The 25,997-nt window shown below is 70.8% G+C and carries 32 protein-coding genes; 19 read left to right on the forward strand and 13 right to left on the reverse strand.

Going from position 1 to position 25,997, the window contains the following annotated elements; genetic code table 11:
* Positions 1–53: 53 nt before the first annotated feature.
* Genes OG285_RS11845 through OG285_RS11855 form a run of 3 tightly spaced genes read right to left on the reverse strand, consistent with a single transcriptional unit; the run spans position 54 to position 1,368 of the window.
* Positions 54–263 carry a DUF397 domain-containing protein gene (locus OG285_RS11845; RefSeq protein WP_371790927.1) on the reverse strand — a complete coding sequence of 70 codons (210 nt, stop codon included), beginning with the start codon at positions 261–263 and terminating at the stop codon, positions 54–56.
* Positions 264–322: 59 nt separating this feature from the next.
* Positions 323–532, reverse strand: coding sequence for a DUF397 domain-containing protein (locus OG285_RS11850; protein ID WP_371790928.1), 210 nt, complete (start codon positions 530–532; stop codon positions 323–325).
* A complete protein-coding gene (locus OG285_RS11855) occupies positions 529–1,368 on the reverse strand; it encodes a helix-turn-helix transcriptional regulator (RefSeq protein WP_371790929.1) in 840 nt (279 codons plus the stop codon). The genes OG285_RS11850 and OG285_RS11855 overlap by 4 nt, the downstream gene beginning before the upstream one ends.
* Positions 1,369–1,461: 93 nt before the next feature.
* On the opposite strand from OG285_RS11855, the gene OG285_RS11860 reads away from it, so the two are divergent.
* From OG285_RS11860 to OG285_RS11870, 3 genes are read left to right on the forward strand one after another with little or no spacing between them, the layout of a single operon-like run.
* Positions 1,462–1,725, forward strand: coding sequence for a hypothetical protein (locus tag OG285_RS11860; protein ID WP_371790930.1), 264 nt, complete (start codon positions 1,462–1,464; stop codon positions 1,723–1,725).
* Positions 1,719–1,898, forward strand: a complete 180-nt coding sequence (locus OG285_RS11865; RefSeq protein WP_371790931.1) for a hypothetical protein — start codon at positions 1,719–1,721, stop codon at positions 1,896–1,898. Before OG285_RS11860 ends, OG285_RS11865 begins: the two co-directional genes overlap by 7 nt.
* The gene (locus OG285_RS11870) at positions 1,895–2,200 is read left to right on the forward strand and encodes a hypothetical protein (RefSeq protein WP_371790932.1); all 306 of its coding nucleotides are present in this window, start codon (positions 1,895–1,897) and stop codon (positions 2,198–2,200) included. Before OG285_RS11865 ends, OG285_RS11870 begins: the two co-directional genes overlap by 4 nt.
* Before the next feature lie 37 nt (positions 2,201–2,237).
* Here the strand turns inward: OG285_RS11870 and OG285_RS11875 are convergent, their stop codons facing one another.
* Positions 2,238–2,864, reverse strand: coding sequence for a TetR/AcrR family transcriptional regulator (locus OG285_RS11875; protein ID WP_371790933.1), 627 nt, complete (start codon positions 2,862–2,864; stop codon positions 2,238–2,240).
* 98 nt (positions 2,865–2,962) lie between these two features.
* On the opposite strand from OG285_RS11875, the gene OG285_RS11880 reads away from it, so the two are divergent.
* Entirely contained in the window at positions 2,963–3,616 is a 654-nt protein-coding gene (locus tag OG285_RS11880) for a CatB-related O-acetyltransferase (RefSeq protein WP_356828464.1), read from the forward strand.
* A gap of 58 nt (positions 3,617–3,674) precedes the next feature.
* Positions 3,675–4,871 carry a macrolide family glycosyltransferase gene (locus tag OG285_RS11885; RefSeq protein ID WP_371790934.1) on the forward strand — a complete coding sequence of 399 codons (1,197 nt, stop codon included), beginning with the start codon at positions 3,675–3,677 and terminating at the stop codon, positions 4,869–4,871.
* A gap of 35 nt (positions 4,872–4,906) precedes the next feature.
* On the opposite strand, the gene OG285_RS11890 is transcribed toward OG285_RS11885, so the two are convergent.
* From OG285_RS11890 to OG285_RS11905, 4 genes are all read right to left on the reverse strand, one after another.
* Complete coding sequence (locus tag OG285_RS11890) at positions 4,907–5,047, reverse strand: MerR family transcriptional regulator (protein WP_371790935.1); 141 nt, start codon at positions 5,045–5,047, stop codon at positions 4,907–4,909.
* Positions 5,048–5,441: 394 nt separating this feature from the next.
* Positions 5,442–6,455 carry an LD-carboxypeptidase gene (locus OG285_RS11895; protein ID WP_371790936.1) on the reverse strand — a complete coding sequence of 338 codons (1,014 nt, stop codon included), beginning with the start codon at positions 6,453–6,455 and terminating at the stop codon, positions 5,442–5,444.
* A gap of 211 nt (positions 6,456–6,666) precedes the next feature.
* On the reverse strand, positions 6,667–8,301 hold the full coding sequence (locus tag OG285_RS11900) for a hypothetical protein (protein WP_356828470.1): 1,635 nt from the start codon (positions 8,299–8,301) through the stop codon (positions 6,667–6,669).
* A gap of 207 nt (positions 8,302–8,508) precedes the next feature.
* Positions 8,509–9,807: a M20 family metallopeptidase gene (locus tag OG285_RS11905; protein WP_356828472.1), complete on the reverse strand. Its 1,299-nt coding sequence runs from the start codon at positions 9,805–9,807 to the stop codon at positions 8,509–8,511.
* A gap of 163 nt (positions 9,808–9,970) precedes the next feature.
* Here OG285_RS11905 and OG285_RS11910 point away from each other — a divergent pair, with 163 nt between their 5' ends.
* The 4 genes from OG285_RS11910 to OG285_RS11925 all read left to right on the forward strand — a co-directional run bounded on the left by OG285_RS11910 (position 9,971) and on the right by OG285_RS11925 (position 14,124).
* The gene (locus OG285_RS11910; protein WP_356828474.1) at positions 9,971–10,618 is read left to right on the forward strand and encodes a PH domain-containing protein; all 648 of its coding nucleotides are present in this window, start codon (positions 9,971–9,973) and stop codon (positions 10,616–10,618) included.
* 118 nt (positions 10,619–10,736) lie between these two features.
* A complete protein-coding gene (gene deoC / locus OG285_RS11915; protein WP_356829071.1) occupies positions 10,737–11,759 on the forward strand; it encodes a deoxyribose-phosphate aldolase in 1,023 nt (340 codons plus the stop codon).
* Between the two features lie 5 nt (positions 11,760–11,764).
* Positions 11,765–13,228, forward strand: a complete 1,464-nt coding sequence (locus OG285_RS11920) for an aldehyde dehydrogenase family protein (RefSeq protein ID WP_356828478.1) — start codon at positions 11,765–11,767, stop codon at positions 13,226–13,228.
* Positions 13,228–14,124 (forward strand): aldehyde dehydrogenase family protein, encoded by an 897-nt coding sequence (locus OG285_RS11925; protein WP_356828480.1) that lies wholly within the window; start codon positions 13,228–13,230, stop codon positions 14,122–14,124. The genes OG285_RS11920 and OG285_RS11925 overlap by 1 nt, the downstream gene beginning before the upstream one ends.
* Positions 14,125–14,232: 108 nt before the next feature.
* On the opposite strand, the gene OG285_RS11930 is transcribed toward OG285_RS11925, so the two are convergent.
* Positions 14,233–14,607 carry a hypothetical protein gene (locus OG285_RS11930; protein ID WP_356828482.1) on the reverse strand — a complete coding sequence of 125 codons (375 nt, stop codon included), beginning with the start codon at positions 14,605–14,607 and terminating at the stop codon, positions 14,233–14,235.
* Between the two features lie 130 nt (positions 14,608–14,737).
* Between OG285_RS11930 and OG285_RS11935 the strand changes: the two genes are divergently transcribed.
* From OG285_RS11935 to OG285_RS11945, 3 genes are all read left to right on the forward strand, one after another.
* The gene (locus OG285_RS11935) at positions 14,738–15,394 is read left to right on the forward strand and encodes a uridine kinase (RefSeq protein ID WP_371790937.1); all 657 of its coding nucleotides are present in this window, start codon (positions 14,738–14,740) and stop codon (positions 15,392–15,394) included.
* Positions 15,395–15,674: 280 nt separating this feature from the next.
* A complete protein-coding gene (locus OG285_RS11940; RefSeq protein WP_356828486.1) occupies positions 15,675–16,289 on the forward strand; it encodes an RNA polymerase sigma factor in 615 nt (204 codons plus the stop codon).
* Entirely contained in the window at positions 16,286–17,392 is a 1,107-nt protein-coding gene (locus OG285_RS11945; RefSeq protein WP_356828488.1) for a CU044_5270 family protein, read from the forward strand. Before OG285_RS11940 ends, OG285_RS11945 begins: the two co-directional genes overlap by 4 nt.
* A 90-nt stretch (positions 17,393–17,482) precedes the next feature.
* On the opposite strand, the gene OG285_RS11950 is transcribed toward OG285_RS11945, so the two are convergent.
* Positions 17,483–18,367, reverse strand: coding sequence for an SAM-dependent methyltransferase (locus OG285_RS11950; RefSeq protein WP_371790938.1), 885 nt, complete (start codon positions 18,365–18,367; stop codon positions 17,483–17,485).
* A 43-nt stretch (positions 18,368–18,410) separates the two neighbouring features.
* Complete coding sequence (locus OG285_RS11955; RefSeq protein ID WP_371790939.1) at positions 18,411–18,962, reverse strand: ATP-binding protein; 552 nt, start codon at positions 18,960–18,962, stop codon at positions 18,411–18,413.
* A 263-nt stretch (positions 18,963–19,225) separates the two neighbouring features.
* On the opposite strand from OG285_RS11955, the gene OG285_RS11960 reads away from it, so the two are divergent.
* Positions 19,226–19,462 (forward strand): DUF397 domain-containing protein, encoded by a 237-nt coding sequence (locus tag OG285_RS11960; protein WP_371790940.1) that lies wholly within the window; start codon positions 19,226–19,228, stop codon positions 19,460–19,462.
* Between the two features lie 102 nt (positions 19,463–19,564).
* The gene (locus tag OG285_RS11965; RefSeq protein WP_356828496.1) at positions 19,565–20,476 is read left to right on the forward strand and encodes a helix-turn-helix transcriptional regulator; all 912 of its coding nucleotides are present in this window, start codon (positions 19,565–19,567) and stop codon (positions 20,474–20,476) included.
* A gap of 207 nt (positions 20,477–20,683) precedes the next feature.
* Here OG285_RS11965 and OG285_RS11970 read toward each other — a convergent pair whose 3' ends face one another.
* Positions 20,684–21,442 (reverse strand): SigE family RNA polymerase sigma factor, encoded by a 759-nt coding sequence (locus OG285_RS11970; protein WP_356828498.1) that lies wholly within the window; start codon positions 21,440–21,442, stop codon positions 20,684–20,686.
* 305 nt (positions 21,443–21,747) lie between these two features.
* Between OG285_RS11970 and afsQ1 the strand changes: the two genes are divergently transcribed.
* From afsQ1 to OG285_RS11995, 5 genes are all read left to right on the forward strand, one after another.
* Complete coding sequence (gene afsQ1, locus OG285_RS11975; protein ID WP_266853934.1) at positions 21,748–22,425, forward strand: two-component system response regulator AfsQ1; 678 nt, start codon at positions 21,748–21,750, stop codon at positions 22,423–22,425.
* Positions 22,422–23,921 carry a HAMP domain-containing sensor histidine kinase gene (locus OG285_RS11980; protein ID WP_356828501.1) on the forward strand — a complete coding sequence of 500 codons (1,500 nt, stop codon included), beginning with the start codon at positions 22,422–22,424 and terminating at the stop codon, positions 23,919–23,921. The genes afsQ1 and OG285_RS11980 overlap by 4 nt, the downstream gene beginning before the upstream one ends.
* Positions 23,918–24,529 carry a hypothetical protein gene (locus OG285_RS11985; RefSeq protein ID WP_371790941.1) on the forward strand — a complete coding sequence of 204 codons (612 nt, stop codon included), beginning with the start codon at positions 23,918–23,920 and terminating at the stop codon, positions 24,527–24,529. Before OG285_RS11980 ends, OG285_RS11985 begins: the two co-directional genes overlap by 4 nt.
* 134 nt (positions 24,530–24,663) lie before the next feature.
* Positions 24,664–25,212: a VanZ family protein gene (locus tag OG285_RS11990; RefSeq protein ID WP_356828505.1), complete on the forward strand. Its 549-nt coding sequence runs from the start codon at positions 24,664–24,666 to the stop codon at positions 25,210–25,212.
* A gap of 91 nt (positions 25,213–25,303) precedes the next feature.
* Positions 25,304–25,504 (forward strand): PspC domain-containing protein, encoded by a 201-nt coding sequence (locus OG285_RS11995; RefSeq protein WP_164258416.1) that lies wholly within the window; start codon positions 25,304–25,306, stop codon positions 25,502–25,504.
* A 107-nt stretch (positions 25,505–25,611) separates the two neighbouring features.
* Here the strand turns inward: OG285_RS11995 and OG285_RS12000 are convergent, their stop codons facing one another.
* Complete coding sequence (locus OG285_RS12000; protein WP_356828507.1) at positions 25,612–25,941, reverse strand: ATP-binding protein; 330 nt, start codon at positions 25,939–25,941, stop codon at positions 25,612–25,614.
* Positions 25,942–25,997 lie beyond the last annotated feature (56 nt).

Below are 25,997 nucleotides of genomic sequence, written 5' to 3' on the forward strand. Positions count from 1 at the left end.
GTGCGGCGGTGCGCGGTGGGGCCGCTGTGAACCGGTACCGGTCGGCTGTCTGATCAGACGGCGCCGAACTCTCCGCCCTTGACACCCGTCACGAAGGAAGCGAACACACCGGCAGTGACGTCCAGAACCGGGCCACTCGGGTTCTTGGAGTCACGGACGGGGACCACGCCGTGCGATGCAATGAGGTTGGCGGCGACCTCGATGCAGTTACCGCCGTTGTTGCTGTACGAGGACTTGAACCAGCGGAGCGAATCGGTTGTCACAGGATGCCCTTTCTCACCTGACTGATCATGGCTACGAATCCGACCTGCATGGCGGGCAGTCAGACGGCTCCGAGCTCTCCGCCCTTGACACCTGCCACGAAGGAAGCGAACACACCGGCGGTGACGTCCAGAACCGGGCCACTCGGGTTCTTGGAGTCACGGACGGGGACCACGCCGCGCGAGGCAACCAGGTTGGTGGCGACCTCGATGCAGTCGCCGCCGTTGTTGCTGTACGAGGACGTGAACCAACGGGGGGATTCGGTCGTCATGGGGTGCCCTTTCGCAACTGGTTGATCATGGCCACGGACGCCTCTTGGGACAGCGATACGGCCTGGAGTTGATGGTAGGCCGTCAACGAGGGCATCACGGAGCTGTTCTCCCGGTCCACATAGCCCTGGGCCTGCGACTCGGCGTAGCTGATCACGGACCGATCCGGCGCCGTCAGGAGGGTCATGGGTAGGTCGAACGTGCGGCGCTCGCCTATCTCGTACGGTGCCACCTGCAGCAGAGTGTTGGGCAACTCGGCGAACTCGGCCAGATGCGCCAACTGGGCTTTCATGACGCCGGATCCGCCAACGGGCCGACGAATGCAGCTCTCATCCAGGGTCACAAACAGCATGGGCGGCCGCGGCCGCACGAGTGCTGCCTGTCGCTCGGCCAGGAACGCGACGCGTTCATCCGCCTGGTCGGGCGTGATGGCGCCCCGACGCACGGCGCTGTCCGCCAATACCCGTGCATACTCGGGCGTCTGAAGCAGACCGGGAACGATCCCAAGGTTGAAGATACGGATCTCCACGGCCCGGCCCTCGTGCCCCACGTACTGCGGGAAGCCCTCCAGCAGCGACCCGTGCCGCATCTCACGCCATTCGCGCTCCAACGAGTCAGCGGTGTCCGCTATCCCGAACGCTGCATCAGCACTGCGTGTGAAGCGCAGAGTTGGCGGCTTGCGACCAGTTTCGATGGCCGAAATATGCCTGCCCGTGTAACCGATCAGCGCGGCCAGTTCGTCCTGAATCCAGCCGCGAGCCTCGCGTAATCTGCGTAACCGCGCCCCGAAAGCCGCCTCGGGGCCTGCTTCAGGATTCAACTCCTTGCGGTTTACCAATGTGCCCTCCGCTAAAGCAACGTTGAAGACTGACTCGACTGTAGGCCACTCTGAGCCGCCTCGGTAGTCGAATGACTACGGAGAGGAGTGGTGATGTCTACAGATAACAACTCCCCCGCCAGGCAAGGGACTTCATACGTCCCGGCTCTCGGCACGCTCATGGTCGATACCGGGCACGGAAACCGCACCGGAGAGTTCCGTGGGCTTTCCGGTCCGTACTGGTCGCTCCGGCCGGTCAGCGGGGGCCCGGAATGGGAAGCCGTCCCCGGACAGGTCCGGCCCCCGACGCCGGCGGAGCGGCTGACCGCCGAGAACGCACGGGTCAACACCCGGAGCCGCAGGGGGCCCGCATGGTGACCCCCGACGGGACGCCTCCGGGCGGGCAGACCGAGCCCGAACCCTGCCTGACGTGCCAGGAGTTCGACCTCGCCGAAGCCGTCGCCAGGGCCGAGCACGACGGGAGCAGGGAAACCGACTGCCGGGTGCTGCGCAAGCGTCACCAACAGGCCGAACACGGAGGGCAATCGTGACGCTCTCGCTGATCCGGCTGGTCTTCGCCGCAGGGGTCGTGCAGGCCCTCCTGCGGCGGTACTTCCCCCGCCTCACGCGCCTGCGCGCGCTGACTCCACAACGGCCCGAGCTGCCAGCCCTGTTCGCCGAACTGCAACGGATCGAGACAGACCTGGCGTACCGCACGCGGTTCTTCGCCGGGCTGAACACCGCGCTCGCCGAGCGGAACGCCGAACGCCTGGCAGAGCTGGAAGCCCTCCGAACGGCAGTCGACCACCTCCGGAACCTGGTCGTTCCCGGTAACGGCGAACGTTCCGCTTGACCGACAGCTCGGGATGAGACCGCCCAGGTCTCCTCGGTCACACGCTCTCTTCCCGACGGACGGAGAAGGCGCCCGCACCAGCCGCCAGGACTGCCGTCTGCGCAGCCCGTTCGGGGAGGTGCGGGTCCTGATCGGCACGCAGGAGCACGAGCTGGTGGTAGAGCGGCGCCGTGGCGGCGATCAACAGGCTCCGCGCGTCCGTGTGCGGTGCGGGGAGTTCACCGCGCCCGACGGCGCGCTCGACGAGGATCTCGCACTGGGCGTACCGGTCCGTCCACATCCGCGTCTGGGCCTGCGCGGCCTGTTCGGAGTGGAACGAGGCGGCCATCAGGGCGACGGCGAACGACGGCCGCACGACCAGGGATTCCTGGATCTCCTGGTTGAGGGCCGTCAGATCGCCGCACAGCGAGCCGGTGTCCGGCGGCTGCCAGTCGATCTCGCCTGCGGCGTCGATGACGTCGACGAGCAGGCCGCCGACATCGCGCCAACGCCGGTAGACCGTGGCGCGGTGCACTCCGGCCCGCGTCGCGACGCCCTCCACCGTGAGTCCTTCGTGACCGCGTTCAGCGAGTTCGGCGCGCACCGCGTCGAGGACCTGGGCGCGGATGCGGGCGGTGCGACCGCCCGGGCGGCGGTCCGACGTGGTGTCCAGTGGGTCTGTCATCGGCAATCAGTATCCGGTTGATCAGGGGGCAAGGCTGTGTCAGCATCTTAACGCGACGGTTGTCGCTCTAGGTTCACCGGAGAGGAACCGCCCCCACGATGCCGCCCGTTCCCGCCGATCCCACCGTGCTCCACCCGATGCCCGAGCACCCGCGCGTGGTTCTGCTCAAACCGCTGGTGAAGTCGCCGCTGATCGAGGTCGGTGACTTCTCCTACTACGACGATCCGGACGATCCGACCGCGTTCGAGACGCGCAACGTCCTGTACCACTACGGTCCCGAGCGGCTTGTCATCGGCAAGTACTGCGCGCTGGGGACGGGCACCCGGTTCATCATGAACGGCGCCAACCACCGCATGGACGGCCCTTCCACCTTCCCGTTCCCCACCATGGGGGGCTCCTGGGCGGAGCACTTCGACCTGATCACCGACCTGCCCGGCCGGGGCGACACGGTCGTCGGCAACGACGTGTGGTTCGGCCACGGCGCCACGGTCATGCCCGGTGTACGCATCGGTCACGGCGCGATCATCGCCGCCGGCGCCGTGGTCACCGGCGACGTCCCCGATTACGGCATCGTCGGCGGCAATCCCGCCCGGCTCATCCGCACCCGCTACGACGCCGCGGACATCGCCCGGCTCCTCGCCGTGGCGTGGTGGGACTGGCCCGTGCAGCACATCACCCGGCACGTACGGACGATCATGTCGGGCGCCGTCGCCGACCTGGAGGAGGCCGCCGCGCAGACCGGCCGGTCCTGACACCGCGTCCTCGCCACACCGCCCGCACCCGTCCCGCGCCAGAAACGAGCGATCGCCCATGTCCCGTCGCCCTGCCCACATCGCGATGGTCGGCGTCCCCATCGTCAGCCATGTCCTGCCCAGCCTCGCGCTCATCCGTGAGCTGGTGGCCCGCGGGCACCGGGTCACCTACGCCAACGACCCGTTCGTGGCCGACCGGATCGAGTCCGCCGGTGCGGAGCTGGTGCCGTGCACCTCCACGTTGCCCGTCGCGGACAACGACTGGCCTGCCGATCCCATCGCCGCGGCGAGCCTCTTCCTCGACGACGCCGTCCGGGCACTCCCGCAACTGCGCGCCGCCTACGACGACGATCCGGCCGATCTGTACCTCTACGACATCGGCGCCTATGCCGCGCGCGCCCTCGCCGAAGCGCAGGGGCGTCCCCTCGTGCAGCTGTCCCCGACGTTCGTCGGCTGGGACGGCTTCCAGGAGGAAGTCGCGGCGCAGCTGCGGAAGCTGCCGGGCGCCGACGCGTACCAGGACAGGTTCGCACGGTGGCTCGCCGACTGCGGTGCGACCACCACGGACGTGGACACGTTCTCCGGTCCGCCCGCCCGCGCGCTCGCCCTGATCCCGAGAGCGATGCAGCCGCACGCCGATCGGGTCGACACCGGCACGGTGACCTTCGTCGGCCCCTGCTTCGCCCCCCGGACGGACACGGACGGCTGGATCCGCCCGGCGGCCGCGGAGAACGTGCTGCTGATCTCGCTCGGCTCGGCGTACACGCACCGGCCAGCGTTCTACCGCCAGTGCATCGCGGCCTTCGGCGACCTGCCCGGCTGGCACGTCGTACTCCAGATCGGCAAGTACACCGACCCCGGGGAACTCGGCGCCGTCCCGCCCAACGTCGAAGTGCACTCCTGGGTCCCGCAGCGGGCGATCCTGGAACAGGCCGACGCCTTCATCACTCACGCCGGGATGGGCGGCTGCGGCGAGGGGCTCCTCGCCGGCGTTCCCATGATCGCCGTGCCGCAGGGAGCCGAGCAGTTCATGAACGCCGACCGGCTCGTGGAACTCGGCGTCGCCCGCCGTGTGGACACCGACGACGCCACCCCCGAAACCCTTCGCACGGCGCTGCACGACCTGGTCACGGACCCTGAACGTGCCGACCGGTCCCAGCAGTTGCAGGCCGCCGCCCGGAGCGAGGGCGGCACCCCGCGCGCCGCCGACCTCATCGAGACCGTGCTGGCCGCGGCCGGGGGCCGCGCGCTCTGAGCACTGCCGCTTCTCCTGCCCGGCCTGCGCCGCCATCAGATGACGCGGGTGGGCAGCCCGGCCGCAAGAAGGGCTCGGATCCGCCCCACTGCGGCGATGCCGGAATCCGCGTAGAAGCGATAGCCGTTGGGCAGTCGTCCGGGCCGCAGCAGTCCCGCCCGCTCGCAGTGGCGCAACAGCCGACTCCTGGGATTCGGCTCCGTACCCCTGGGCCGCCCGGCAGCCGAGACCGCCGCCCGGGTGGCGCGCGAAGTGGCTGGCCGCGGACCGCACGGCATCGGCGAACTCACCCCGCCCCGCACCACCGCAGCGGACATGCGCACTCTGGCCGGCCTGGCGGCCCGCTACCCCAGCGTGCCCCTGGTGATCAGCCAGTTGGCAGGAGACCACTGGATGGAAGCGGTCGAGCTGGCCCGGAGCACGCCCAATGTCTACCTGGAACTGTCGACAGCCCGGCGAGATCCGGGACCGGGTGCTGGGCGGCAATCTCGCGGAGCTTCTGCACCTTCCGTAACAGGTGTGCGTCGAGCCCCGCGGTGCCCGGTCAGAAGGCGGCGGTCATGTGTGAAGTCACCCACGACCGCGCCCTCGTTGTACCGCCGGTTCGAGCAGCGACAGCGTCCGCTGCCGTGCGTCGAGGGCGACGCGGACACCGACCGGCATCGGCAGATTCGGGCCGGCGTGCCCGAACTCGACGTTGCCCAGGACCGGGATGTCACGGTCGCCGAGGGCGTCGAGGACCATCTCGGGCAGGGTCGGGGACGCGTCGGGCGAATCGAGTCCGTCGATCGCGTGCGGGACACCCACGACCATGCCGCCGATCCGGTCGAGGATGCCGCCGTGCCGCATTACCTGCAGATAGCTCCACACATGCGCTGCCTGGCCGCCCGCCTCCTCCCAGAACAGCACCGCCCCGTCGAACCGTTCGAGCGGCAGCGCGTAACGCGTCGCCTGCGCCAGCACGATGCGGTTGATCACCCCGCCGATCAGCCGGCCTTCGGCGCGACCGGCCCGCCAGCACTCCCACGACGGGGTGGCCGGCAGCGCACCGATCGGCTCCGTACCGGTCAGCAGCGCCGAGTAGAGCTTCTGGAGTTCCGCTCTGCGCGCCGCGGGTGCGGCCTGCCAGTACCCGCCGAGTCCGGGGGTGGCCAGGTCGGCGTGGAACCCGACCAGACCCGTGCGCGCGTGGAGCACCAGATGCAGCAGCGAGATGTCGCTGTACCCGAGAATCGGCTTGGGATCGGCCCTGATCGCCTCGACGTCGATCAGATCGAGGTAGCCGAGCACCGCCTGCCCGCCGTCGTGCGCGATGATGGCGCGCACCTCGGGATCACGCAGAAGAGTATTGAATTCCCTGGCGGTCTCGGCCGGCGTGGCCGCGCTCCACCAATGGTGCCGCCCCGCTTCGAGCAGCGGTGCCCGACGCACGCGGAATCCCATCCGCTCAAGCTCGTCCACCGCCTGCTCCAGATCGGGCTCGTACACGGCATGGAGCGGCCCGGACAGCGAGGCGATGACGACGAGATCTCCGGGCCTCAGGGCACGAGGCCGAAGCAGTTGAGGCAGTTCGGTAGGGGCCATCGGGGCAGTATTCAGAGGCCGTCGGCGACACGCCACGTATTTAACGGTCGGCTCGCCCCGCGTGCCGGGCCTGCTTCCGCCTCCGGCCACTCCGGCGCCGCGACCGTGAAGCCGCGGCGCCCGCTGCCGGGGTCGGCCGCATCACCGGGGCGACGTGCGTGGTGGACGATGAGAGCCGTCCACCACGCCGCAGACCGCCCACGGGGCAACCTCAGCTCGACGCGAGCTGGTTGGCGATCTCCTTGTGCCACTTCTCGGCATCGGCGGGGTCGTTCAGGGACCGCGTCCACGCCTCCTCCGTCATCCGCTGGTCTCCGGGGCCTGCCTTCAGCGCGACGAGCAGTTCCCGGGCCGAGGCGCGCAACGCGGGTGAGGTCGCCCGGCCGGCCGGGGTCTCGGGGCCCGCGGCGAGGCCGTAGAGGGTGCGCGCCATGGCATCGCGCTTGCTGTGTTCGGCCTTCTTCCAGAACTTCAGCGCTTCCTTGAGCGCGTCCGGGCGGGAGCTGGGCTCGGAGGCCGACTGGCCACCCTCCTCCGTGGCCGGGGCCCAGCGGTCGGGGTGGCGGACGCCCTCGTAGCGCTTCTTGCCGGCCCGCCCGGCCTTGTACGCGGTGACCGAGAGCAGCAGCCCTGCCGCTGTCGCGGCCAGGCCCCAGCCGGCCGGGTTGCTCGCCAGCGCCCCCGTGGCAGCCGCTGCGATCGTCACCGCACCGCCGGCCGACCTCGCGCCGTCTCCGACCGCGCCGACCCCCTGCTTCCAGAGCTTGTTGCGTTGCTTCTTCAGGGCGTAGTCCCGCGTGGAGTTGAGGACGTTGGTGTCCTCCGCCTTCTTGAGGTCCCCGGCGGCCTTCTCGATGGTCGAGAAGGCGCCACTGGCGCGGTCCAGGGCGGCGCCCAGCCGGTCCGAGAGGCCGTCCCCGTCGCCGTCGTGGGCGCGCTCCAGCGCGACATAGGCCTGCGCGAGCGCCCAGTGGCTCTCCACCTGCGCCTCGCGGAGCCGGTTGAGCTCGGGGTCGTCCACCTTCGCGGGCACGTCGATCTTCTTGACCGCCCGGTACTTGCGCGTCGTCATCCCGAACCGACGCGTCGCACGGACGCTCTTGACGCCCGCGACGGCGCCGATCACCCCGCCACCGGCCTCAGCGACACCCGCTGCCGTCACGACGGCCTCGGCGGCCAGAGAGTTCTTGGTGACGCCGATGACGTCGGAGGTCCACGTAGCCAGGTTCTGGATCGCGTCGAGCGTCTTGCCGCGGAACTTCTTGCGGGGGGCGTGGGAGGAGAGACCCGACGGGTTCTCCTTGGATTCCTTGTACGCCTTGCGTGCGTCGATGACGTTGTTGACCGCCGTGACCCCGTCGGTGACGCCCATCTCGGCGCCGGCCGCGGCCGAGGACGCGCCGACATGCTGCGAAAGGTTCGCGTCGGTGGTCTGGGCCGCGTGCAGGTTCATCTCCGCGTTGGCCGGGACCAGACCGCGCAGGACGAGGGTGTCGACGACGTCGAGGTGCTTGTTGGCCCGCTCCAGCGCACTGGCGATCCGCTCCCGGATGTTCAGCCCGGTACGGGACGTCTTCGCGGCCGGCTTGCCCTTCTCGTCACCGGGCGCCTTGGCCGCCGGCTTGGCCGCCTCGTCGGCGGTCGCCTTCGCCTCGCTGTCCGTCGCGAGACGCTGGACAAGGGTGGACGCGGCCCTGTTTCCGGCGAGCGCCTGTATCGACCCCATCATCGGTCCGAGGCCCTGACGGTGCGGCACCCCCGCCAGTTTCTCGGCGCCGCGTGAGAGGGGCCGGGGCAGTGGAACGGCCGGCTGCCGCGTCCGGTTGTCGAAAGCAGTGTTACCCACCGGTATCCTTCCGTGCTCGTACTGACACCGGGTGCGGGGCAAGTCGGGGCATCCGGAGGGGCCTTGCTTCCCTCACAGTATCGACTGCCTCCCGGGCCTCGCGGAAGGTATTCCTCGTCTCACATCGGTTCTGTGCGCCGGTTCGTGGCCGTCGACCGCCGCTCGGGCCGTGCCGGTACCGGTGCCGGAGCGTCGGTGGCCGCCGCGTCACCCGCCCTTCTGCCCGGCTGGACTGCCCCCTTGGCCCAGCCACTCCAGTGCCGCGACCGTCAGCGCCGCGACGCCCGTGTCCAGGGTCGGCTGCATCACCGGGGCGAAGTGCGGGCTGTGGTTGACCGGGATGTCCTGGGCCACCGTGTTCTTCTTCACCGCGTCGGCGAACTTCTCCGGGTCCGCGCCGCCGAAGCCCCAGTAGGCGAACGGCGCGTCGAAGGCACGCGGGATCTGACTGAAGTCCTCGCTGGCCGTCTGGAGTTCGATCTCACCGGCGTCGTCGCCGAAGTGCGCCGCGAACGCCTTCGCGAGCCGCCCCGCGACATCCGCGTCGTTCACCGTGGCCGGGAACGAGGTGATGTGCTCGATCCGCGGCTCCTTCGGCGCGTTCGACGCGACCGCCTCCGCCCGGACGCAGCGTCCGATCGCGTCCAGCACCTGGCGCCGGGTCGTCTCGTCGTACGTCCGGACGTTCAGCAGGATGACAGCGCTGTCGGGGATGACGTTCGGGCTCGCGCCCGCCTGGATGCTGCCGACGGTCAGCACGGCGGGCGTGGTGGCGGCCAGCTCGCGGGAGACGACCGTCTGGAGCCGCACCACGCACAGCGCCGCGAGCACCACCGGGTCGACGGCGAACTGCGGCATGGAACCGTGGCCGCCGCGCCCGTACAGCGTGATGCGCAGACTGTCCGCCGCCGCCAGGAACGAGCCGGGGCGCACCCCCACATAGCCCGCCGGATACGGCAGGACGTGCTGGCCGAGAGCCACGTCCGGGCGGGGGATCCGGTCGGCCAGGCCGTCGTCGACCATCGCGTCGGCGCCGTCGCCGTTCTCCTCCGACGGCTGGAACAGGACGGTCAGCGTCCCCCGCCACGCCTTCGGGGAAGCGGCCATCAGCCGGGCGAAGCCGAGCATGCAGGTGACATGGGTGTCGTGTCCGCAGGCGTGCATCACCGGCAGTTCCACCCCGTCCGCGCCGGTGGTGGTCACCGTCGACGCGTACGGCAGCCCGGTGTCCTCCTTGACCGGCAGCGCGTCCATGTCCGCGCGCAGCAGCACGGTGGGGCCGTCGCCGTTGGCCAGGACACCGACCACTCCGGTGGTGCCGATCCCCTCGGTGACCTCGTATCCCCAGTCCCGCAGCCGCTCGGCCACCCGCGACGCGGTCCGCCGCTCGGCCAGACCCAGCTCGGGATGGGCGTGGAGGTCCCGGTAGAAGTCCTCAAGATCGGCCCGGATGCCGTCCAGGCCGCCGAGTACGTCGTCGACGCCGGCGCCGGAGGTGCTGGTCATGGTGGTCCTTCCCGAAGGCCGAGAGACGTGGACTTGGAAGTGCGCACGGGCATGGACACGGATCGGTGTCCCCACCATCGTGGCCAGCCCCGGCCGGGCTGTCACCTCCAGCTTCACCGACCGCCCTGCCGCCCCTGCCCGGCCCGTCAGGCAGAATCGGTGCATGACCCCTGAGCACTCCACGCCGAAGCCCCCCGACCCGGTCTACGCCGACCGTGTCTACCGGTCACTCGCCGGGCTCGCGGGTGGCGTGCTGCTGCTCGCCCTCGCCCTCTGGCTGGGCATCGACGCCCTCGTCAACGGCCACGGCAACACCCCCTGGCTGGCCCTCGCCGGACTGCTCTTCGCCATCCCCCTGGTGGTCGCCTTCACGCTGCGGCCCGCCGTGTACGCCAACGACGACCGGCTCAGGATCCGTAACCCCTTCCGTTCGATCACCCTTCCCTGGGCGTGCGTCGACGACATCCGCGCCGCGTACTCGACCGAGGCCTTCGCGGGCGGCCGCAAGTACCAGCTCTGGGCCGTGCCGGTCTCGCTGCGCCGCCGCAAGCGGGCCAACATCCAGCAGATGCGGGCCGCCACGCCCGGCGCCGGGCAGCGACAAAGCCGCAATCCGTTCGCCCAGGGCGCGGACGCGGATCAGGGCCGCGCACCGTCCGACCAGTCGGTGATCGAACTGCGCGAGCTCTCGGAGCGCGGCAGCGACCGGCCGACGGCACAGGGCGCCCCCGAGATCCGCTGGGCCTACGAGCTCATGGCCCCGTGTGCGGCGGGCGCCGTCCTGCTCGCCGTGCTCCTCGCCGTGGGCTGAACCGGCGACCGCACCGAAGACTCCGGCCCCGCCGCCCCGGCAGGAGGCCACCCCGAGCCGGGAACGGACGTCCCCCTGTACAGGTCGCTACGCGCGTAGATATGCTCATCTGGTGACCATGCCCACCACCGCCCCCTCCCCCGGCGCCCCCAGCGAAGGACCCGCCTCCCGCCCGGGAGACGTTCCCTCCGCCGGCGGTCTCGCCGACGTGACCACGTCCGACAGCGCGCTGCGCCGCTTCCTGCACGGGCTGCCCGGCGTCGACGCCGTCGGCCTCGAAGCGCGCGCCGCCGCCCTCGGCACCCGTTCGATCAAGACCACGTCGAAGGCGTACGCCATCGACCTGGCCATCTCGATGATCGACCTGACGACGCTGGAAGGCGCCGACACCCCGGGCAAGGTCCGGGCGCTCGCCGCCAAGGCCGTCCACCCCGACCCCACCGACCGCACGACCCCGATGACGGCCGCCGTCTGCGTGTACCCGGACATGGCCGCCACCGCGAAGGCCGCGCTGAACGGCGCGGACGTGAAGGTCGCGTCCGTCGCCACCGCCTTCCCGGCGGGCCGGGCCGCGCTGCCGGTGAAGCTCGCCGATGTGCGGGACGCGGTCGCGGCGGGGGCCGACGAGATCGACATGGTGATCGACCGGGGCGCGTTCCTCTCCGGCCGCTACCTCTCGGTGTTCGAGGAGATCCAGGCCGTCAGGGCGGAGTGCGTCAGGGCCGACGGCACGGCTGCCCGGCTGAAGGTGATCTTCGAGACCGGTGAGCTGTCGACGTACGACAACATCCGCCGCGCCTCCTGGATCGGCATGATGGCGGGCGCGGACTTCATCAAGACCTCGACCGGCAAGGTCGCGGTGAACGCCACCCCCGCCAACACCCTGCTGATGCTGGAGGCGGTCCGCGACTTCCGCGCGCAGACCGGCGTCCAGGTCGGCGTGAAGCCCGCGGGCGGGATCCGCTCCACGAAGGACGCGATCAAGTTCCTGGTGCTGGTCAACGAGACCGCGGGAGCCGACTGGCTGGACAGCCACTGGTTCCGCTTCGGCGCCTCCAGCCTGCTGAACGACCTGCTGATGCAGCGTCAGAAGCTCAGCACCGGCCGCTACTCCGGTCCCGACTACGTGACGGTGGACTGATCACCATGGCACTCTCATCCGCATTCGAGTACGCACCGGCCCCCGAGTCGCGTTCGGTCGTCGACATCGCCCCGTCCTACGGGCTGTTCATCGACGGCGAGTTCACCGAGGCGGCGGACGGCAAGGTCTTCAAGACCGTCAGCCCCTCCACCGAGGAGGTCCTGTCGGAGGTCGCCCGCGCGGGCACCGCCGATGTGGACCGCGCCGTACAGGCGGCCCGCAAGGCGTTCGCCACGTGGTCGGCGCTGCCCGGCTCCGAGCGCGCCAAGTACCTCTTCCGTATCGCCAGGATCATCCAGGAGCGCTCGCGCGAGCTGGCCGTCCTGGAGACCCTGGACAACGGCAAGCCGATCAAGGAGACCCGCGACGCGGACCTCCCGCTGGTCGCCGCGCACTTCTTCTACTACGCGGGCTGGGCGGACAAGCTCGACCACGCCGGGTTCGGCGCGAACCCGAGGCCGCTGGGCGTCGCGGGCCAGGTCATCCCGTGGAACTTCCCGCTGCTGATGCTCGCCTGGAAGATCGCCCCGGCCCTCGCCACCGGCAACACCGTGGTGCTCAAGCCCGCCGAGACGACCCCGCTGAGCGCACTGTTCTTCGCGGACATCTGCCGCCAGGCCGGTCTCCCGAAGGGCGTCGTCAACATCCTTCCCGGGTACGGGGACGCGGGCGCCGCACTGGTCGAGCACCCGGACGTCAACAAGGTGGCCTTCACCGGCTCCACCGCCGTCGGCAAGGCCATCGCCCGCTCCGTCGCGGGGACCGAGAAGAAGGTCACCCTGGAGCTGGGCGGCAAGGGCGCGAACATCGTCTTCGACGACGCGCCCATCGACCAGGCCGTCGAGGGCATCGTGACCGGCATCTTCTTCAACCAGGGCCAGGTCTGCTGCGCGGGCTCGCGGCTGCTGGTCCAGGAGTCGGTGCAGGACGAGGTACTGGACGCGCTGAAGCGGCGGCTCTCCACGCTGCGCCTGGGCGACCCGCTCGACAAGAACACCGACATCGGCGCGATCAACTCGGCCGAGCAGCTGGCCCGTATCCAGAAGCTCGTGGAGACGGGCGAGGCGGAGGGCGCCGAGCGCTGGTCGCCCGCCTGTGAACTCCCCACCTCCGGCTACTGGTTCGCGCCGACGCTCTTCACCGGCGTCACCCAGGCGCACACCGTCGCGCGCGACGAGATCTTCGGCCCGGTGCTCTCGGTGCTGTCGTTCCGTACGCCCGACGAGGCCGTCGCCAAGGCCAACAACACGCAGTACGGCCTGTCGGCCGGCATCTGGACGGAGAAGGGCTCGCGCATCCTCGCGGTCGCGAACAAGCTCCGGGCCGGTGTGGTGTGGGCCAACACGTTCAACAAGTTCGACCCGACCTCGCCCTTCGGCGGCTACAAGGAGTCGGGCTACGGCCGCGAGGGCGGCCGGCACGGCCTGGAGGCGTACCTCGCCCCGTCGAGCCCGGAGGGCAAGCGCTGATGAGCACCGAGCAGCAGAACCGGCTGAGCGTCTTCAAGACCTACAAGCTGTACGTCGGGGGCAAGTTCCCCCGCTCCGAAAGCGGGCGCGTGTACGAGGTGACCGACTCCAAGGGCAACTGGCTGGCCAACGCCCCGCAGTCCTCCCGCAAGGACGCGCGGGACGCGGTCGTCGCCGCGCGCAAGGCGTTCGGCGGCTGGTCGGGCGCGACCGCGTACAACAGGGGCCAGGTCCTCTACCGCGTGGCCGAGATGCTGGAGGGCCGCCGGGAGCAGTTCGTACGCGAAGTCGCGGACGCCGACGGCATCTCCAGGGCGAAGGCGGGCGCCGTGGTGGACGCGGCGGTCGACCGCTGGGTCTGGTACGCGGGCTGGACCGACAAGATCGGCCAGATCGTGGGCGGCGGGAACCCGGTCGCGGGCCCGTTCTTCAACCTCTCGACCCCGGAGCCGACCGGGGTGGTGACGGTCCTCGCCCCGCAGGACTCGTCGTTCCTGGGCCTCGTCTCGGTCGTCGCCCCGGTCATCGCGACCGGGAACACGGCAGTCGTCATCGCCTCCGAGAAGTCACCGCTGCCCGCGCTCTCGCTCGGTGAGGTGCTGGCGACGTCCGACCTGCCGGGCGGTGTGGTCAATGTGCTGTCCGGCCGGACGGCGGAGATCGCCGCACCGCTCGCCGCGCACCAGGACGTCAACGCCATCGACCTGACCGGTGCGGACGCGGACCTGGCACGCGACCTGGAGATCGCGGCGGCGGACAACCTCAAGCGGGTGCTGCGTCCACAGGCTGTGGACTTCACGGCAGCCCCCGGCACGGAGCGGCTGACGGCGTTCCTGGAGACGAAGACGGTCTGGCACCCGACGGGCGCCCTGGGCGTGTCGGGCTCGTCGTACTGAGCCCGTACACCACCTGCCGTACCGGGGCCCCCGCCGCCGCTGAACTCTCCCGTTCAGCGGCGGCGGGGGCCTCTCCGGTACGCGGCCTCAGCCCGTACCGCTGCCCGTTCAGCCGCCGGGCAGTAGGTCCTTCAGCGCGCCGCCGCTGGTCAGCGGGGAGGTGAGGAGGGCCGTCGAGACGGGCTTGAAGTCGGCGATCTGGGTGCCGACCGCGTTGTCCAGCGGGTCGACCCCGGTCTTGGCCAGCGGGTCGAGCTGGAGGTTCGCCACCGGCGCCGTGGCATGGCCGACCGCACCGGTCAGGACCTGGACCGGCGAGGGGCCGAGGTGGCCGAGGGCCGCGGTGGGTGAGCCGGGGGACGCGGGCGTGGCGGCCTGCGCGGCGGCGCCGCCCATACCGAGCGCCGCACCGGCCACGGAGAGGGTGAGGCCGATGCGGAGCAGGGAGTTCCGCCGGGGTGAGGGCGCTGCATGTGATGCCATGGGGTTCCTGACTCGCAGAGTAAGCGGATGTGCACAAAGAGTAGTTGCTGAGCGGTGTCCGCTCCAAAGACCGCGGTAACCTCACTCCTGGGAGTAGCCCGGACCGCCCGATGCGGGAGAATGTTCTTCCGTGAGTCCCTCCCAGCCCATACCGACCCGCGTCGTCCTGCTCGCGGGCCCCTCCGGATCCGGCAAGTCGCACCTCGCGGAGCGTTCGGGCCTGCCCGTGCTGCGCCTGGACGACTTCTACAAGGAGGCCGGCGACCCGACGCTGCCGCAGGTCCCCGGCAGCGCGGACATCGACTGGGACTCCCCCCTGTCGTGGGACGCGGACGCGGCGGTCGCCGCGATCCGGGAACTGTGCCGGACGGGCCGTACGAACGTGCCCGTGTACGACATCGCCGCCAGCGCCCGCGTCGGCCGCGAGGCGCTCGACATCGGCCCGGCACCCGTGTTCATCGGGGAAGGCATCTTCGCGGCGGACATCGTGCGGCGGTGCGAGGAACTGGGCGTACTGGCGGACGCGCTCTGTCTGCGCGGCCGGCCCTCGACGACGTTCCGGCGGCGGCTGATGCGGGATCTGCGCGAGGGGCGGAAGTCGGTGCCGTTCCTGCTGCGGCGGGGGTGGCGGCTGATGCGGGCCGAACAGGGGATCGTGGCACGGCAGTCGGGCCTCGGGGCGTCCCCGTGCGACAAGCAGGAGGCGCTGGACCGCCTGGCGGCGGCCGGCGCGCCGGCCGGATCCCGGGAGCCCGGCCGGCCGGTCAGGTCGGTCCGGCCGGTCTGAGCCTCCTCTTCGGCCTTTGACGGAGCGACCTTTGACGAGCGACCTTTGACCAGCGAACTTTGACGAGCGACCTTTGAGTCGGCCGCGGCGACACCGGCGGTTTCTCAGCGGTGACTTCGACAGAGACGCGGAGTCTCGCGCCGATGGGCTTCCACACCGCCTTCACCGCGCGGCCGGACCGCCCCACCGCACCGGCGGGATGACGTGAGACATGCCACAGGAACCCCTGACGGCTCGCGGAGAGACAACGGGTATGAGGGACACAGACGACGGAGACGGCATGCGCGCGCGCATCCGGGCGGGAGACCGCCAGGCATTCGCCGATCTCTACGAGGCGCACGCGCGGCCGGTCTACAACCACGCCCTGCGGCTGACCGGCAACTGGTCGACCGCGGAGGAGGTGATGTCCGAGACCTTCCTGACCGCCTGGTCGCACCGGGAACGGCTGGAACCCGAGGGCGGTTCGCTCGCGCCCTGGCTGCTGGGGATCGCGACGCACAAGGCGTACAACGCCAACCGAGGCCTGCGGCGGCGTCTCGCCTTCCTGGCCCACCGGCCGCCCCCGCCCCCGGTGCCCGACTTCGCGGAGGAGACGGCCGGCCGCCTCGACGACTCCCGCCGGCTGGCGGCGGTGCACGCCGCTCTGAGCGGGCTGCGCCGCCAGGAACGCGAAGTACTCGCCCTGTGCGTGTGGTCGGGGCTGGACTACGCGCAGGCCGCCGAGGCGCTCGGGGTGCCGGTGGGCACCGTGCGGTCGCGTCTCTCGCGTGCCCGGGCCCGTCTCGGCAGACTCAGCGAAGAACATCAGGAACGGCGGGAACCGCGGAAGGGCCGCGGAGAGGGAAGAAGTGAAGCCGCTTTCGCGGCCCTGCCCCTACGGGAGGAGAACTCATGAACGCCGCCGAACCGTCCCGTCCCGGCCGCCAGCCGGACGACGTGGAGGAACTGGCCCGACTGCTGCCGCGGCCCGTGGAGTTCGACCTGCCCGCCGGGCGTCACCTCCACCACAAGGACATCCTGATGCAGCACATCGACCACGACCGCGACGCCACCGCCCCGCAGGCCACCGCGCCGCTCGCCCCGCCGCTCCGGCGCAGGCTGCTGCGGCCCGCGGTGCTCGTGCCGGCCGCCTCGCTGGCCCTGGCCGGAACCCTGGTCCTCACCCTGACCGGCGGAGCCGGAAGCACCCCCGCCTCCCCGTCGCAGAGCGCACCGCAGGCCGTCACCGCGCTCCACAGGATCGCCGACGCCTCCCTGAAGACCGACGTCACACCGGTGAAGGGCGATCAGTTCGTCTACGTCCGCAGTCTCGTCCAGGAGAGCACGGGGCTCCTCGGCAACGCCCCCGTGAAGCTGCGCAAGCCCTACAGGAGCCAGCGGTGGATGGCGCAGGACCCGGCGCCCGTCACTGTCGTCGGCTGGATGCGCGACACCGGCAAGGACGCCCAGATGTCCGGTGAGGACATCCCGATCGAGACCTCCGTCCCCGACGGTTCGAACAGCAGCGGCGCCGAGGCCCCCGGGTTCCGCCGGCCCACCTACCGGTGGCTGGCGTCCCTGCCGACCGACCCAAAGGCGCTTCTGAAGCTGCTGACCTCGCACAGCGAAGCGGGCGAGCACGAGTCCAAGGACCAGGCGGTCTTCGAGATGATCGGGGACATGCTGAGCGGCAACCTCATGCCTGCCGAGAACGCCGCGGCCTTCTACCGCGCCATGGCCGAGATCCCCGGTGTGCGGGAGGTTCCCGACGCGGTGGACACGGCCGGCCGCCACGGCATCGGTATCACCCGCGACGACGACTCGTCATCGACCCGCGACATGTGGATCTTCGACAAGCACAGCCTGGCCCTCATCGGCTCGCGCTTCTACACCACCGCGGACAGGAAGCCGGGTAAGGCGAACGTCCCGGCCGGCTCCACCGCCATCCTCCAGCACGGCATCGTCGACCAGCACGGCATGGTGCCGGAGAAGGACGGCGACACCTCCGCCGCCGGCTGACCCACCGGCACACGGGTCCGGCGGCGGCGCCGGACGAAGGCGGGACAGGAGAGCGGGCCGCGCGGTCCCGCCTCCTTCCCGCCCCGGCCGTCAGCCGCCCTTGGCCGCGACTCCCGCCCAGACCGGGGCCGCATACTCCTCGTCCGTCCCCGTCCCCGCGGTCGTCGCGGTCGTCGCGTTCGCGCCGACGACCTCCAGCACCGGGCCCGGCCGCCAGCGGTGCGGCACGACGATGCCCGGCTCGACCAGGCTCAGACCGTCGAAGAACCGGGCCACCTCGTCCTTGGTGCGGGCCTTCAGCTGCGAGCCCGATGCCTCGAAGTCCGCCTCCAGGCGGCCGGATCCGGACTCGTCGAGGTCACGCGCGAGGTGGGTGATCACCAGGTGGCTCCCCGGCGCCAGTTCGCCGGTCAGGCGCCGTACCACCGCGTACGGGTCGGACTCCGCAGGCAGCCAGTGCAGCAGCAGACACATGCTCAGCGCGACCGGCCGGCCGAGGTCCAGCGTGTCGTGCAGCACCGGGGCGGCGAGGATCGCGTCCGGGTCGGCCGCGTCGGCCTCCATGTACGCGGTCCGGCCCGACGGGTGGCCGATGTGCAGCGCACGTGAATGCGCCAGCACGATCGGGTCGTTGTCCACGTACACGACCCGGCTGTCCGGGGCCACGTCCTGTGCGATCTCGTGCAGATTGGGCGACGTCGGTATTCCGGTGCCGATGTCGAGGAACTGCCGGATGCCGGCCTCGGCCGCCAGGTACCGGGTCGCCCGGTGGATGAACGCCCGGTTGGCCAGCGCGGTCCGCCGCGCCGACGGGATGTTCGCGACGACCTGCTCGGCCATGGCCCTGTCCGAGGAGTAGTTGGTCTTCCCGCCCAGCAGTACGTCGTAGACCCGCGCGGCGTGCGGCCGGTCGGTCCGCAGGTCGAGGGGCACCCGCGGGCCCGCACGCTCGGGCCACTGAGGCGTACCGCCCATCGGGTCCCCACCTTCGGATTCCGGAGACAACTCCCGCCAGACCCTAGCCCGTTCGACGCACGGCGGACGGCAGGACGGCGGGTACCGGCCACCGGAGGGCCGCCCGTTCACCGGCCGGCGGGAGGTCTGTGCCACCGGTGCCGGTCCCGGCGGGGCACGAGACCGCGGCCCAGACGGCCTTCCCCTCGGGGCCGGGAGTGGTCCAGCCCCAGGTCTCGCTGAGGCAGTCGATGATGTGCAGTCCGCGGCCCGACTGGGCCAGGAAGTCCGGTTCCTTGAGCCGCGGGACGGCGGTGCTGGGGTCGCAGACCGCGAACAGCACGGTCCCGCGCCTGCGCAGCATCCCCAGCCAGACCGCCTGGCCGGGACCGGACCAGGCCGGAAGGGCCCCGAGTCCGTACCGCAGTGCGTTGCTGAGGAGTTCGGAGACGATGAGCGCCGCGTTGTCGACGAGGGGGCTCAACGCCCAGTCGTGGAGCAGGGATCCGGTGAACCGGCGTCCCTCGCCCACCGCCTGGCCCCCGGCCGGCAGCGCGCAGGCCGTGAAGCGGACGGATGCGGCATCGGTCTCCTCCTGCCGGAAGGCGTCGCGCAACGCACGACCCAGCAGTCGGTGGACGGTGGGCCCGGGTAAGGCACCTGATGGTCCGGTCGAGCGGGAAGTCATCGCGATCTCCGAGGAGCAGCCAGACGTCACGAGCGGTTGATCGGCGCCCACTATCCCTCGCCGAGGGATGGTGCCGCAACTGCATCTGCAATTACAGTTCCGGCTGACGCAATTGCCACGGCAAGTGCAGATGCAATTGCATATGCATGAGGCCTGGTCAGACATGCGCACCACGACGAGGAGCGATCAACATGCGACAGATTGAGAACGGAACACAATCCGATCTGATCAACAACGCAATCTGGACAAAGAGTCGACACAGCGCCCCCGGAGGCAACTGCGTGGAGGTCGCCGCGCTCCCCGACGGGAGCGTCGCCCTGCGCAACTCCCGTCATCCACAGGGCCCCGCGCTGGTCTACACGCGTGCGGAGATCGCCGCCTTCATCGCCGGGGCCAAGGACGGCGAGTTCGACACACTGTCCACCTGAGGCCCTCGGTGGCGGCGGGCGCCATCCTGCTGTACGCGCCCCGGGGGCGGATGGAACACTGGGCACTCTTCGTGTCCGTCCAGTCGCCTTACGGGAGTTGGCATGACCGCCATACAGCGGCCCAGCAGTGAACAGCTTTCGATACGGCGGTACCTGGACCACCAGCACATCGGCCCGACCGCCCTGCGCATCCTGCTGGGCGCGCGGCTGCGCAGACTCCGGCAGGACCGCGGCGTCTCGCGCGTGGACGCGGGCAGGGCGATCCGGGCGTCGGACGCCAAGATCACCCGGCTCGAACGGGGCCAGGTCGGATTCAAGCAGCGCGATGTCATCGACCTGCTGACCACCTATCACGTACTGGACGAGGAATCCCGGGCCGACTACCTGGAGATGACCCGGCAGGCGAACCTGCCGGGGTGGTGGCACCGGTACAACGACGTGCTGGAGAGCTGGTTCGAGCTGCACGTCGGCCTGGAGGAGGCCGCGTCCCTCATCCGCACCTACGAGGTCCAGTTCCTCCCCGGCCTGCTACAGACACCCGAATACGCCCGGGTCGTCACCCGCCTCGGATACCCGAGCGCTCCCGAGTCCAAGGTGAACCGCCTGGTCGACCTGCGCATGGAGCGGCAGAAGCTGCTCACCCGGCCGGACGCGCCCACCCTGTGGGCGGTCGTGGACGAGGCCGTCCTGCGCCGCCCCTTCGGCGGCGACGAGGTGGTGCGCGGGCAGCTCGAATATCTCCTCGAAGCGGCCGAACTGCCCAATGTCACGCTGCAGATCGCACCGTTCAGCGTGGGCGCGATGGCGGCGGCAGGCACCCCCATCACCATCCTGCGGTTCAGCGAACCGGACCTGCCGGACAAGGTCTATCTGGAGCAGCTGACCGGCGCGGTCTACCTCGACAAGCAGGAGGAGATCGACCAGTACTCGTTGATCATGGACCGCCTGGTCACCGAGGCGGACCCGCCGCAGGACGCCGCCCCCTTCATCAAACGGCTCCTCGACCGGATATAGGGGCCGGACACAGGGACCCGGCACAGGGGCCCGGCACAGGAACCCGGCGCAGGGACCGGACTCAGGGACCAGGACGCGGCTCCGGACAGGGAACAGGGCCGGACAGGCCCCCCCGGCTTGTCCGACCCTGTTCCGCTTTCCCCCGTGCCCCCGCCCCCGCGACGCCCGCCGTCTCCCCCGGAACGGCGGCCCCCCTCCCCCGATCCCTCAGGCGACGAGCTCGCCGAAGGACTCCTGCTCGTCACGGCCGAAGCTGAGGACGTCGTCCTCACGCAGCCGGCGCAGGGAGCGCCAGATGCTGGACTTCACCGTGCCGACACTGATGTCGAGGATCTCCGCGATCTCCGGGTCCGTACGGCCCTCGTAGTACCGCAGCACCAGCATCGTGCGCTGCGTCTCGGGCAGCCGGGCCAGCGCCTGCCAGAGCACCGCGCGCAGCTCGGTGCCGCGCATCGCGTCCGTGTCGCCGACCGTCTCCGGGAGCTGCTCGGTCGGGTACTCGTTGAGCTTGCGCCGGCGCCAGGCGCTGATGTGCAGGTTGGTCATGGTGCGGCGCAGATACCCGCCGACCGCCGCCTTGTCGCTGATCCGGTCCCAGGCGCGGTACGTCGAGAAGAGCGCGCTCTGGAGCAGGTCCTCGGCCTCGAAACGGTCACCGGTCAGGTGGTAGGCGGTGGCGTACAGGGAGGCGCGGCGTTCCTGTACGTAGGCGGTGAACTCCGCCTCCGACGCCGAGGGCCGCTTCCCCGGGGTCTCCCCGTGTGCCACTGCCTGGCTCGGCACCGTCGCCATCGCGACCGCCGCGGGTGCGTCAACGACCGTCATGTACGACGGGTGCTGGCGCCCGGTGCCACGAGAGCACCCCCGCCCTCCGGCGGCACCGGACTTCTCGGTGTTGCGTGCGGACACCACGTCGTGGAGCCGCGTGATTACTGCGCCGGAGTTGTTGCTGTGCAGTGTGTTCATCTCGCGCCCCCCGCCGTGGAGTCGTGCTTCGGTCTGTTGTTGAAGAGCTTGCCTTCGCAGTTTCATCGGGGTGTCTGTCGACTGTCACAGGCGCGTCACAAGGGATGTGGCAGGAGGTGACCTGAGTGACAGCAGAGGTGACAGAGGCGGCATTTCGGGGGTCCGTGGAGGGCTCGCGGCGCCTTCCGGCACCGCGCCGGGGAGGTCTGCCAGGCGGTACAGGAGTCCTCCACGCAGAGTCACGGGAGCCCCGTAACCCGCTCCGGAGGTCGAACTCCCCTGTCCCATGGGCCAGAATGGCCCCCGTGCCTTTCCTGTTGCTGATCGAGGACGACGACGCCATCCGTACGGCTCTTGAGCTGTCTCTGTCACGCCAGGGGCACCGGGTGGCCACAGCCGCCACCGGCGAGGACGGTCTCCAGCTGCTGCGCGAACAGCGGCCCGATCTGATCGTGCTGGATGTGATGCTGCCCGGGATCGACGGTTTCGAGGTGTGCCGGCGGATCAGACGCACCGACCAGTTGCCGATCATCCTGCTGACCGCGCGCAACGACGACATCGATGTGGTGGTCGGCCTCGAATCCGGCGCCGACGACTATGTGGTCAAGCCGGTGCAGGGGCGGGTCCTCGACGCCCGCATCCGGGCCGTGCTGCGCCGCGGGGAGCGCGAGTCCACCGACTCCGCCGCCTTCGGAAGTCTCGTCATCGACCGTTCGGCGATGACCGTGACGAAGAACGGCGAGGACCTCCAGCTCACCCCGACCGAGCTCCGCCTGCTGCTCGAACTGAGCCGCAGGCCCGGCCAGGCGCTCTCCCGCCAGCAGCTGCTGCGGCTGGTCTGGGAGCACGACTACCTCGGTGACTCCCGGCTGGTCGACGCCTGTGTGCAGCGGCTGCGCGCCAAGGTGGAGGACGTGCCGTCCTCGCCGACCCTGATCCGTACGGTCCGCGGTGTCGGCTACCGGCTGGACACACCTCAGTGACGCGTCCGTTCTTCCACGGGCTGCGCCTGACGAGCCTGCGGCTCCGCCTCGTCGTCGTCTTCGCCCTGGTCGCGCTCACGGCCGCCGTCTCCGCCTCCGGCATCGCGTACTGGCTCAACCGCGAAGCGGTGCTGACCCGTACGCAGGACTCCGCGCTCAAGGACTTCCGGCAGGAGATGCAGAGCCGGGCGGCCTCACTGCCGCTCCAGCCGACGCAGAACGAGCTGCAGACGGCGGCGGCGCGGATGGCCGCGTCCAGCAACCCCGGGTACAGCGTGCTGCTCGTCGGCGAGCGGGCCAGGGGCAAGCCCGTCATCGGCTACTCCGACCTGGACACCTTCACATTCAACGATGTGCCGGACCGGCTCCGGGGAGCGGTGGCCAAGCAGCAGAAGGTCGGCTCGGACGAGCACTCCACGTACCACCTCTTCTGGCAGCGCATCACGCTGCGCGGGAAGCCGTACCTGGTGGGCGGTACGAAGGTCGCCGGCGGCGGGCCCACCGGCTACATGCTCACCTCGCTCGACCAGGAGCGGCAGGACCTCAGCTCCCTCGCCTGGTCGCTGGCCATCGCCACCGCGCTGGCGCTGATCGGCTCGGCGCTGCTCGCCCAGGCCGCGGCGACGACGGTGCTCCGGCCCGTGCAGCGGCTCGGCGAGGCGGCGCGGCGGCTCGGCGAGGGCAAGCTCGACACCCGGCTCAGGGTCTCGGGCACGGACGAGCTGGCCGAACTCTCCAGGACGTTCAACAAGACGGCCGCGGCGCTGGAGAAGAAGGTCAGCAACATGAGCGAGCGGGAGGAGGCCAGCCGCCGCTTCGTCGCCGACATGTCGCACGAGCTGCGGACGCCGCTGACCGCGATCACCGCGGTCTCGGAGGTCCTGGAGGAGGAGGCGGACAGCCTCGATCCGATGATCGCGCCCGCCGTGCAGCTGGTGGTGAGCGAGACCCGCAGGCTCAACACCCTGGTGGAGAATCTGATGGAGGTCACCCGCTTCGACGCGGGAACGGCCCGGCTGGTGCTCGACGACGTGGACATCGCCGACCAGATCACCGCGTGCATCGACGCACGGGCCTGGCTCGACGCGGTGGAGCTGGACGCGGACCGCGGCATCATGGTCCGCCTCGACCCGCGCCGCCTCGATGTGATCCTGGCGAACCTGATCGGGAACGCGCTGAAGCACGGTGGTTCGCCGGTCCGGGTCGCCGTGCGGATCGAGGGCGAGGAGCTGGTCGTCGCGGTGCGGGACCACGGTCCCGGCATCCCCGAGGAGGTGCTCCCGCACGTCTTCGACCGCTTCTACAAGGCGAGCGCGTCCCGGCCCCGCTCCGAGGGCAGCGGGCTCGGCCTCTCCATCGCGATGGAGAACGCCCACATCCACGGCGGCGACATCACCGCGTCGAACTCGGCGGACGGCGGCGCGGTCTTCGAGCTGAGGCTGCCGCGCGACCCGGCGGATCCGGACCGGGACGGCCAGGAAGGCGGCGACGCATGAGGGCCGGGCGACCGAAACGCGCAGCGATACTGACGGGGCTGGCCGTGCTCTGCGCCCTGACGGCCGGCTGCGGCATCCGGAACACCTCCGTACCGGTGGACGCGGGCGCCGCGCCGTCGCGGGTGCCGTGCGACCTCCCGTCGGACGGTGGCACGGCCCAGGCGCCGCAGGGCATCCCGGTCCGGGTCTATCTGGTCTGCGGGAGCCGGCTGGTCCCCGTCGACCGCACGGTGCAGATAGCGGAGGGCCGCACGCTCTCCGACGGTGTACGGGTCGCGGAGAAGCTCCTCGACGAGCTGCGGGAGAAGCCCTCCGCGTCCGAGAAGGAGGCCGGGTTCAGCACGGATGTGCAGGACTCGCTCTCCGTGAGCGCCGGACGCGGGAGCGACCCCACCGGTGCGCTGCGGCTGAGCCGCGATCCGGCGGACCTCCCGGCGAACGGGCTGGCCCAGATCGTCTGTACGTACGCGGAGAGCGCGGCGGCCCAGACGGACGGTTCGGTGGTGCTCGGCGGCCCGGGCGGCGATCCGCCGCGCGCGTACTCCTGCACCCAGCAGCTGAAGACCCGGCCGGACGCCGCCCCGGAGCTGGGCGACGTACGCCACTGAGGCAGGCCCCGGAGCCCGGCCCGTACGCGGGTGAGGGTGCGTGCGGGCCCGGCGGGGGTTCGGCGGGGATTCGGTGACGGCACGGTGACAAAGTCAGCGGAACCGTTCCCACCGCTACCGGCGTCTTGGGGGGCGTGGGTCAAGGTACGGGCGGTCGCTCCGTCATCCGTTTTCGCGTCGTGGGGGTCCTCCTCCTCGCCGCGCATCTCCTGGTTGTCGGCTGGCTGACCCTGCGCCCGCTGGATGTGATGTGGGTGACCGCCTCGAACTTCACGCCGTTCGCCGGGATCAGGGCGGATCTGGCCCTGGGCGCCCTGGAGGCCACCCGCCGGATCGGCGAGGCGCTGCTCCTGCTCGCCCCGCTGGGTGTGCTGCTGCCGATGGCCGGCGGCCGGCTGCGGGTGTCGCCCTGGGCCTCGCTGGCCCGTACGGTCGCGGCGGGCGCGCTGATCTCGCTGGCCATCGAGCTGCTGCAGACCGGAGTGCCCGGGCAGGTGGTCGATGTGGACTCGCTGCTGCTCAACACGGCGGGCGTCGCGGTGGCGCACGTCCTCGTGGTGCCGGCCGCGCGGAACCGGCTGCGGCGCAGGCGGGTGGAGCGCGCGGAACGGCCGGCCGTTCTTCCGGACGAGGTCCCCCAGGGAGTTACCCCGACGATTCCCAGGGTCGGGATCGCCCCGTAGAGCGATGCTTTGTTCCGCCACCGCGCGTCATGATGGATGTACAGGGAGCGCGACAGAGCCGCTCCCACGACGCTTCGCGAAGGAGCCCCTCATGTCCGCACTTGCCCGCCCCCGTGAAGGCCGCGTCCTCGGCGGAGTGTGCGCAGCGCTGGCTCGGCGCTTCGGCACCTCCGCGACCACCATGCGCGTGATCTTCGTCGTCTCCTGCCTGCTGCCGGGGCCGCAGTTCCTGCTGTATCTGGCGCTGTGGATCCTGCTGCCCGGCGAGAAGTCGCCGTCGGCCGCCTGGTAGACCCGCGCCGACACCCGTACACGACGACTGGGCGCACACCCCGGGGGATGGGTGTGCGCCCCGTCTTCGGCCGTGCCGGTGGCCGGCCGGGGATCAGTCGCCGGGGATCAGTTGCCGAGACCGCTCACCGCGTCCGTCACGGTCCCGGTCGGCAGACCGCCGAGCAGGCCCTTGTTGCCCTGGGCCCCACTGCCGCCCTTGAGCGCCCGCTTCGCACCGCCGACCGCGTGCTGCCCGGACTGCACGGAGTTCCCCTTGCCGGCCGGGATCTTCGACGTGACGCTGTCCAGCGGGAGCGTGCTGGTGACCGTACCCAGCGTGCCCGTCACGTCCGGGGTGACCGGGACGACGGCCGCGGAGGCGGAACCGGCGGCGGCCGCGGCGAATGCGGCACCGAGAACGGCGGCACCGAGGGTCTTGGCAGCAGACTGCTTCATGAGGAAAACGTCCTTGCGGGGGGAGAGGGAGGGTAATTGAGCGGCTACGCAAGGTA

It is taken from the genome of Streptomyces sp. NBC_01471, assembly GCF_041438865.1.
GTDB lineage: Bacteria > Actinomycetota > Actinomycetes > Streptomycetales > Streptomycetaceae > Streptomyces.

Coding starts and splice junctions, on each gene's coding strand:
- OG285_RS11850 (WP_371790928.1), bottom strand. CDS start 532: ATGACGACCGAATCCCCCCGTTGGTTCACGTCCTCGTACAGCAACAAC.
- OG285_RS11860 (WP_371790930.1), top strand. CDS start 1,462: ATGTCTACAGATAACAACTCCCCCGCCAGGCAAGGGACTTCATACGTC.
- OG285_RS11865 (WP_371790931.1), top strand. CDS start 1,719: ATGGTGACCCCCGACGGGACGCCTCCGGGCGGGCAGACCGAGCCCGAA.
- OG285_RS11875 (WP_371790933.1), bottom strand. CDS start 2,864: ATGACAGACCCACTGGACACCACGTCGGACCGCCGCCCGGGCGGTCGC.
- OG285_RS11880 (WP_356828464.1), top strand. CDS start 2,963: ATGCCGCCCGTTCCCGCCGATCCCACCGTGCTCCACCCGATGCCCGAG.
- OG285_RS11885 (WP_371790934.1), top strand. CDS start 3,675: ATGTCCCGTCGCCCTGCCCACATCGCGATGGTCGGCGTCCCCATCGTC.
- OG285_RS11895 (WP_371790936.1), bottom strand. CDS start 6,455: ATGGCCCCTACCGAACTGCCTCAACTGCTTCGGCCTCGTGCCCTGAGG.
- OG285_RS11905 (WP_356828472.1), bottom strand. CDS start 9,807: ATGACCAGCACCTCCGGCGCCGGCGTCGACGACGTACTCGGCGGCCTG.
- OG285_RS11910 (WP_356828474.1), top strand. CDS start 9,971: ATGACCCCTGAGCACTCCACGCCGAAGCCCCCCGACCCGGTCTACGCC.
- deoC (WP_356829071.1), top strand. CDS start 10,737: ATGCCCACCACCGCCCCCTCCCCCGGCGCCCCCAGCGAAGGACCCGCC.
- OG285_RS11920 (WP_356828478.1), top strand. CDS start 11,765: ATGGCACTCTCATCCGCATTCGAGTACGCACCGGCCCCCGAGTCGCGT.
- OG285_RS11925 (WP_356828480.1), top strand. CDS start 13,228: ATGAGCACCGAGCAGCAGAACCGGCTGAGCGTCTTCAAGACCTACAAG.
- OG285_RS11930 (WP_356828482.1), bottom strand. CDS start 14,607: ATGGCATCACATGCAGCGCCCTCACCCCGGCGGAACTCCCTGCTCCGC.
- OG285_RS11940 (WP_356828486.1), top strand. CDS start 15,675: ATGCGCGCGCGCATCCGGGCGGGAGACCGCCAGGCATTCGCCGATCTC.
- OG285_RS11945 (WP_356828488.1), top strand. CDS start 16,286: ATGAACGCCGCCGAACCGTCCCGTCCCGGCCGCCAGCCGGACGACGTG.
- OG285_RS11950 (WP_371790938.1), bottom strand. CDS start 18,367: ATGGGCGGTACGCCTCAGTGGCCCGAGCGTGCGGGCCCGCGGGTGCCC.
- OG285_RS11960 (WP_371790940.1), top strand. CDS start 19,226: ATGCGACAGATTGAGAACGGAACACAATCCGATCTGATCAACAACGCA.
- OG285_RS11965 (WP_356828496.1), top strand. CDS start 19,565: ATGACCGCCATACAGCGGCCCAGCAGTGAACAGCTTTCGATACGGCGG.
- OG285_RS11970 (WP_356828498.1), bottom strand. CDS start 21,442: ATGAACACACTGCACAGCAACAACTCCGGCGCAGTAATCACGCGGCTC.
- OG285_RS11985 (WP_371790941.1), top strand. CDS start 23,918: ATGAGGGCCGGGCGACCGAAACGCGCAGCGATACTGACGGGGCTGGCC.
- OG285_RS11995 (WP_164258416.1), top strand. CDS start 25,304: ATGTCCGCACTTGCCCGCCCCCGTGAAGGCCGCGTCCTCGGCGGAGTG.
- OG285_RS12000 (WP_356828507.1), bottom strand. CDS start 25,941: ATGAAGCAGTCTGCTGCCAAGACCCTCGGTGCCGCCGTTCTCGGTGCC.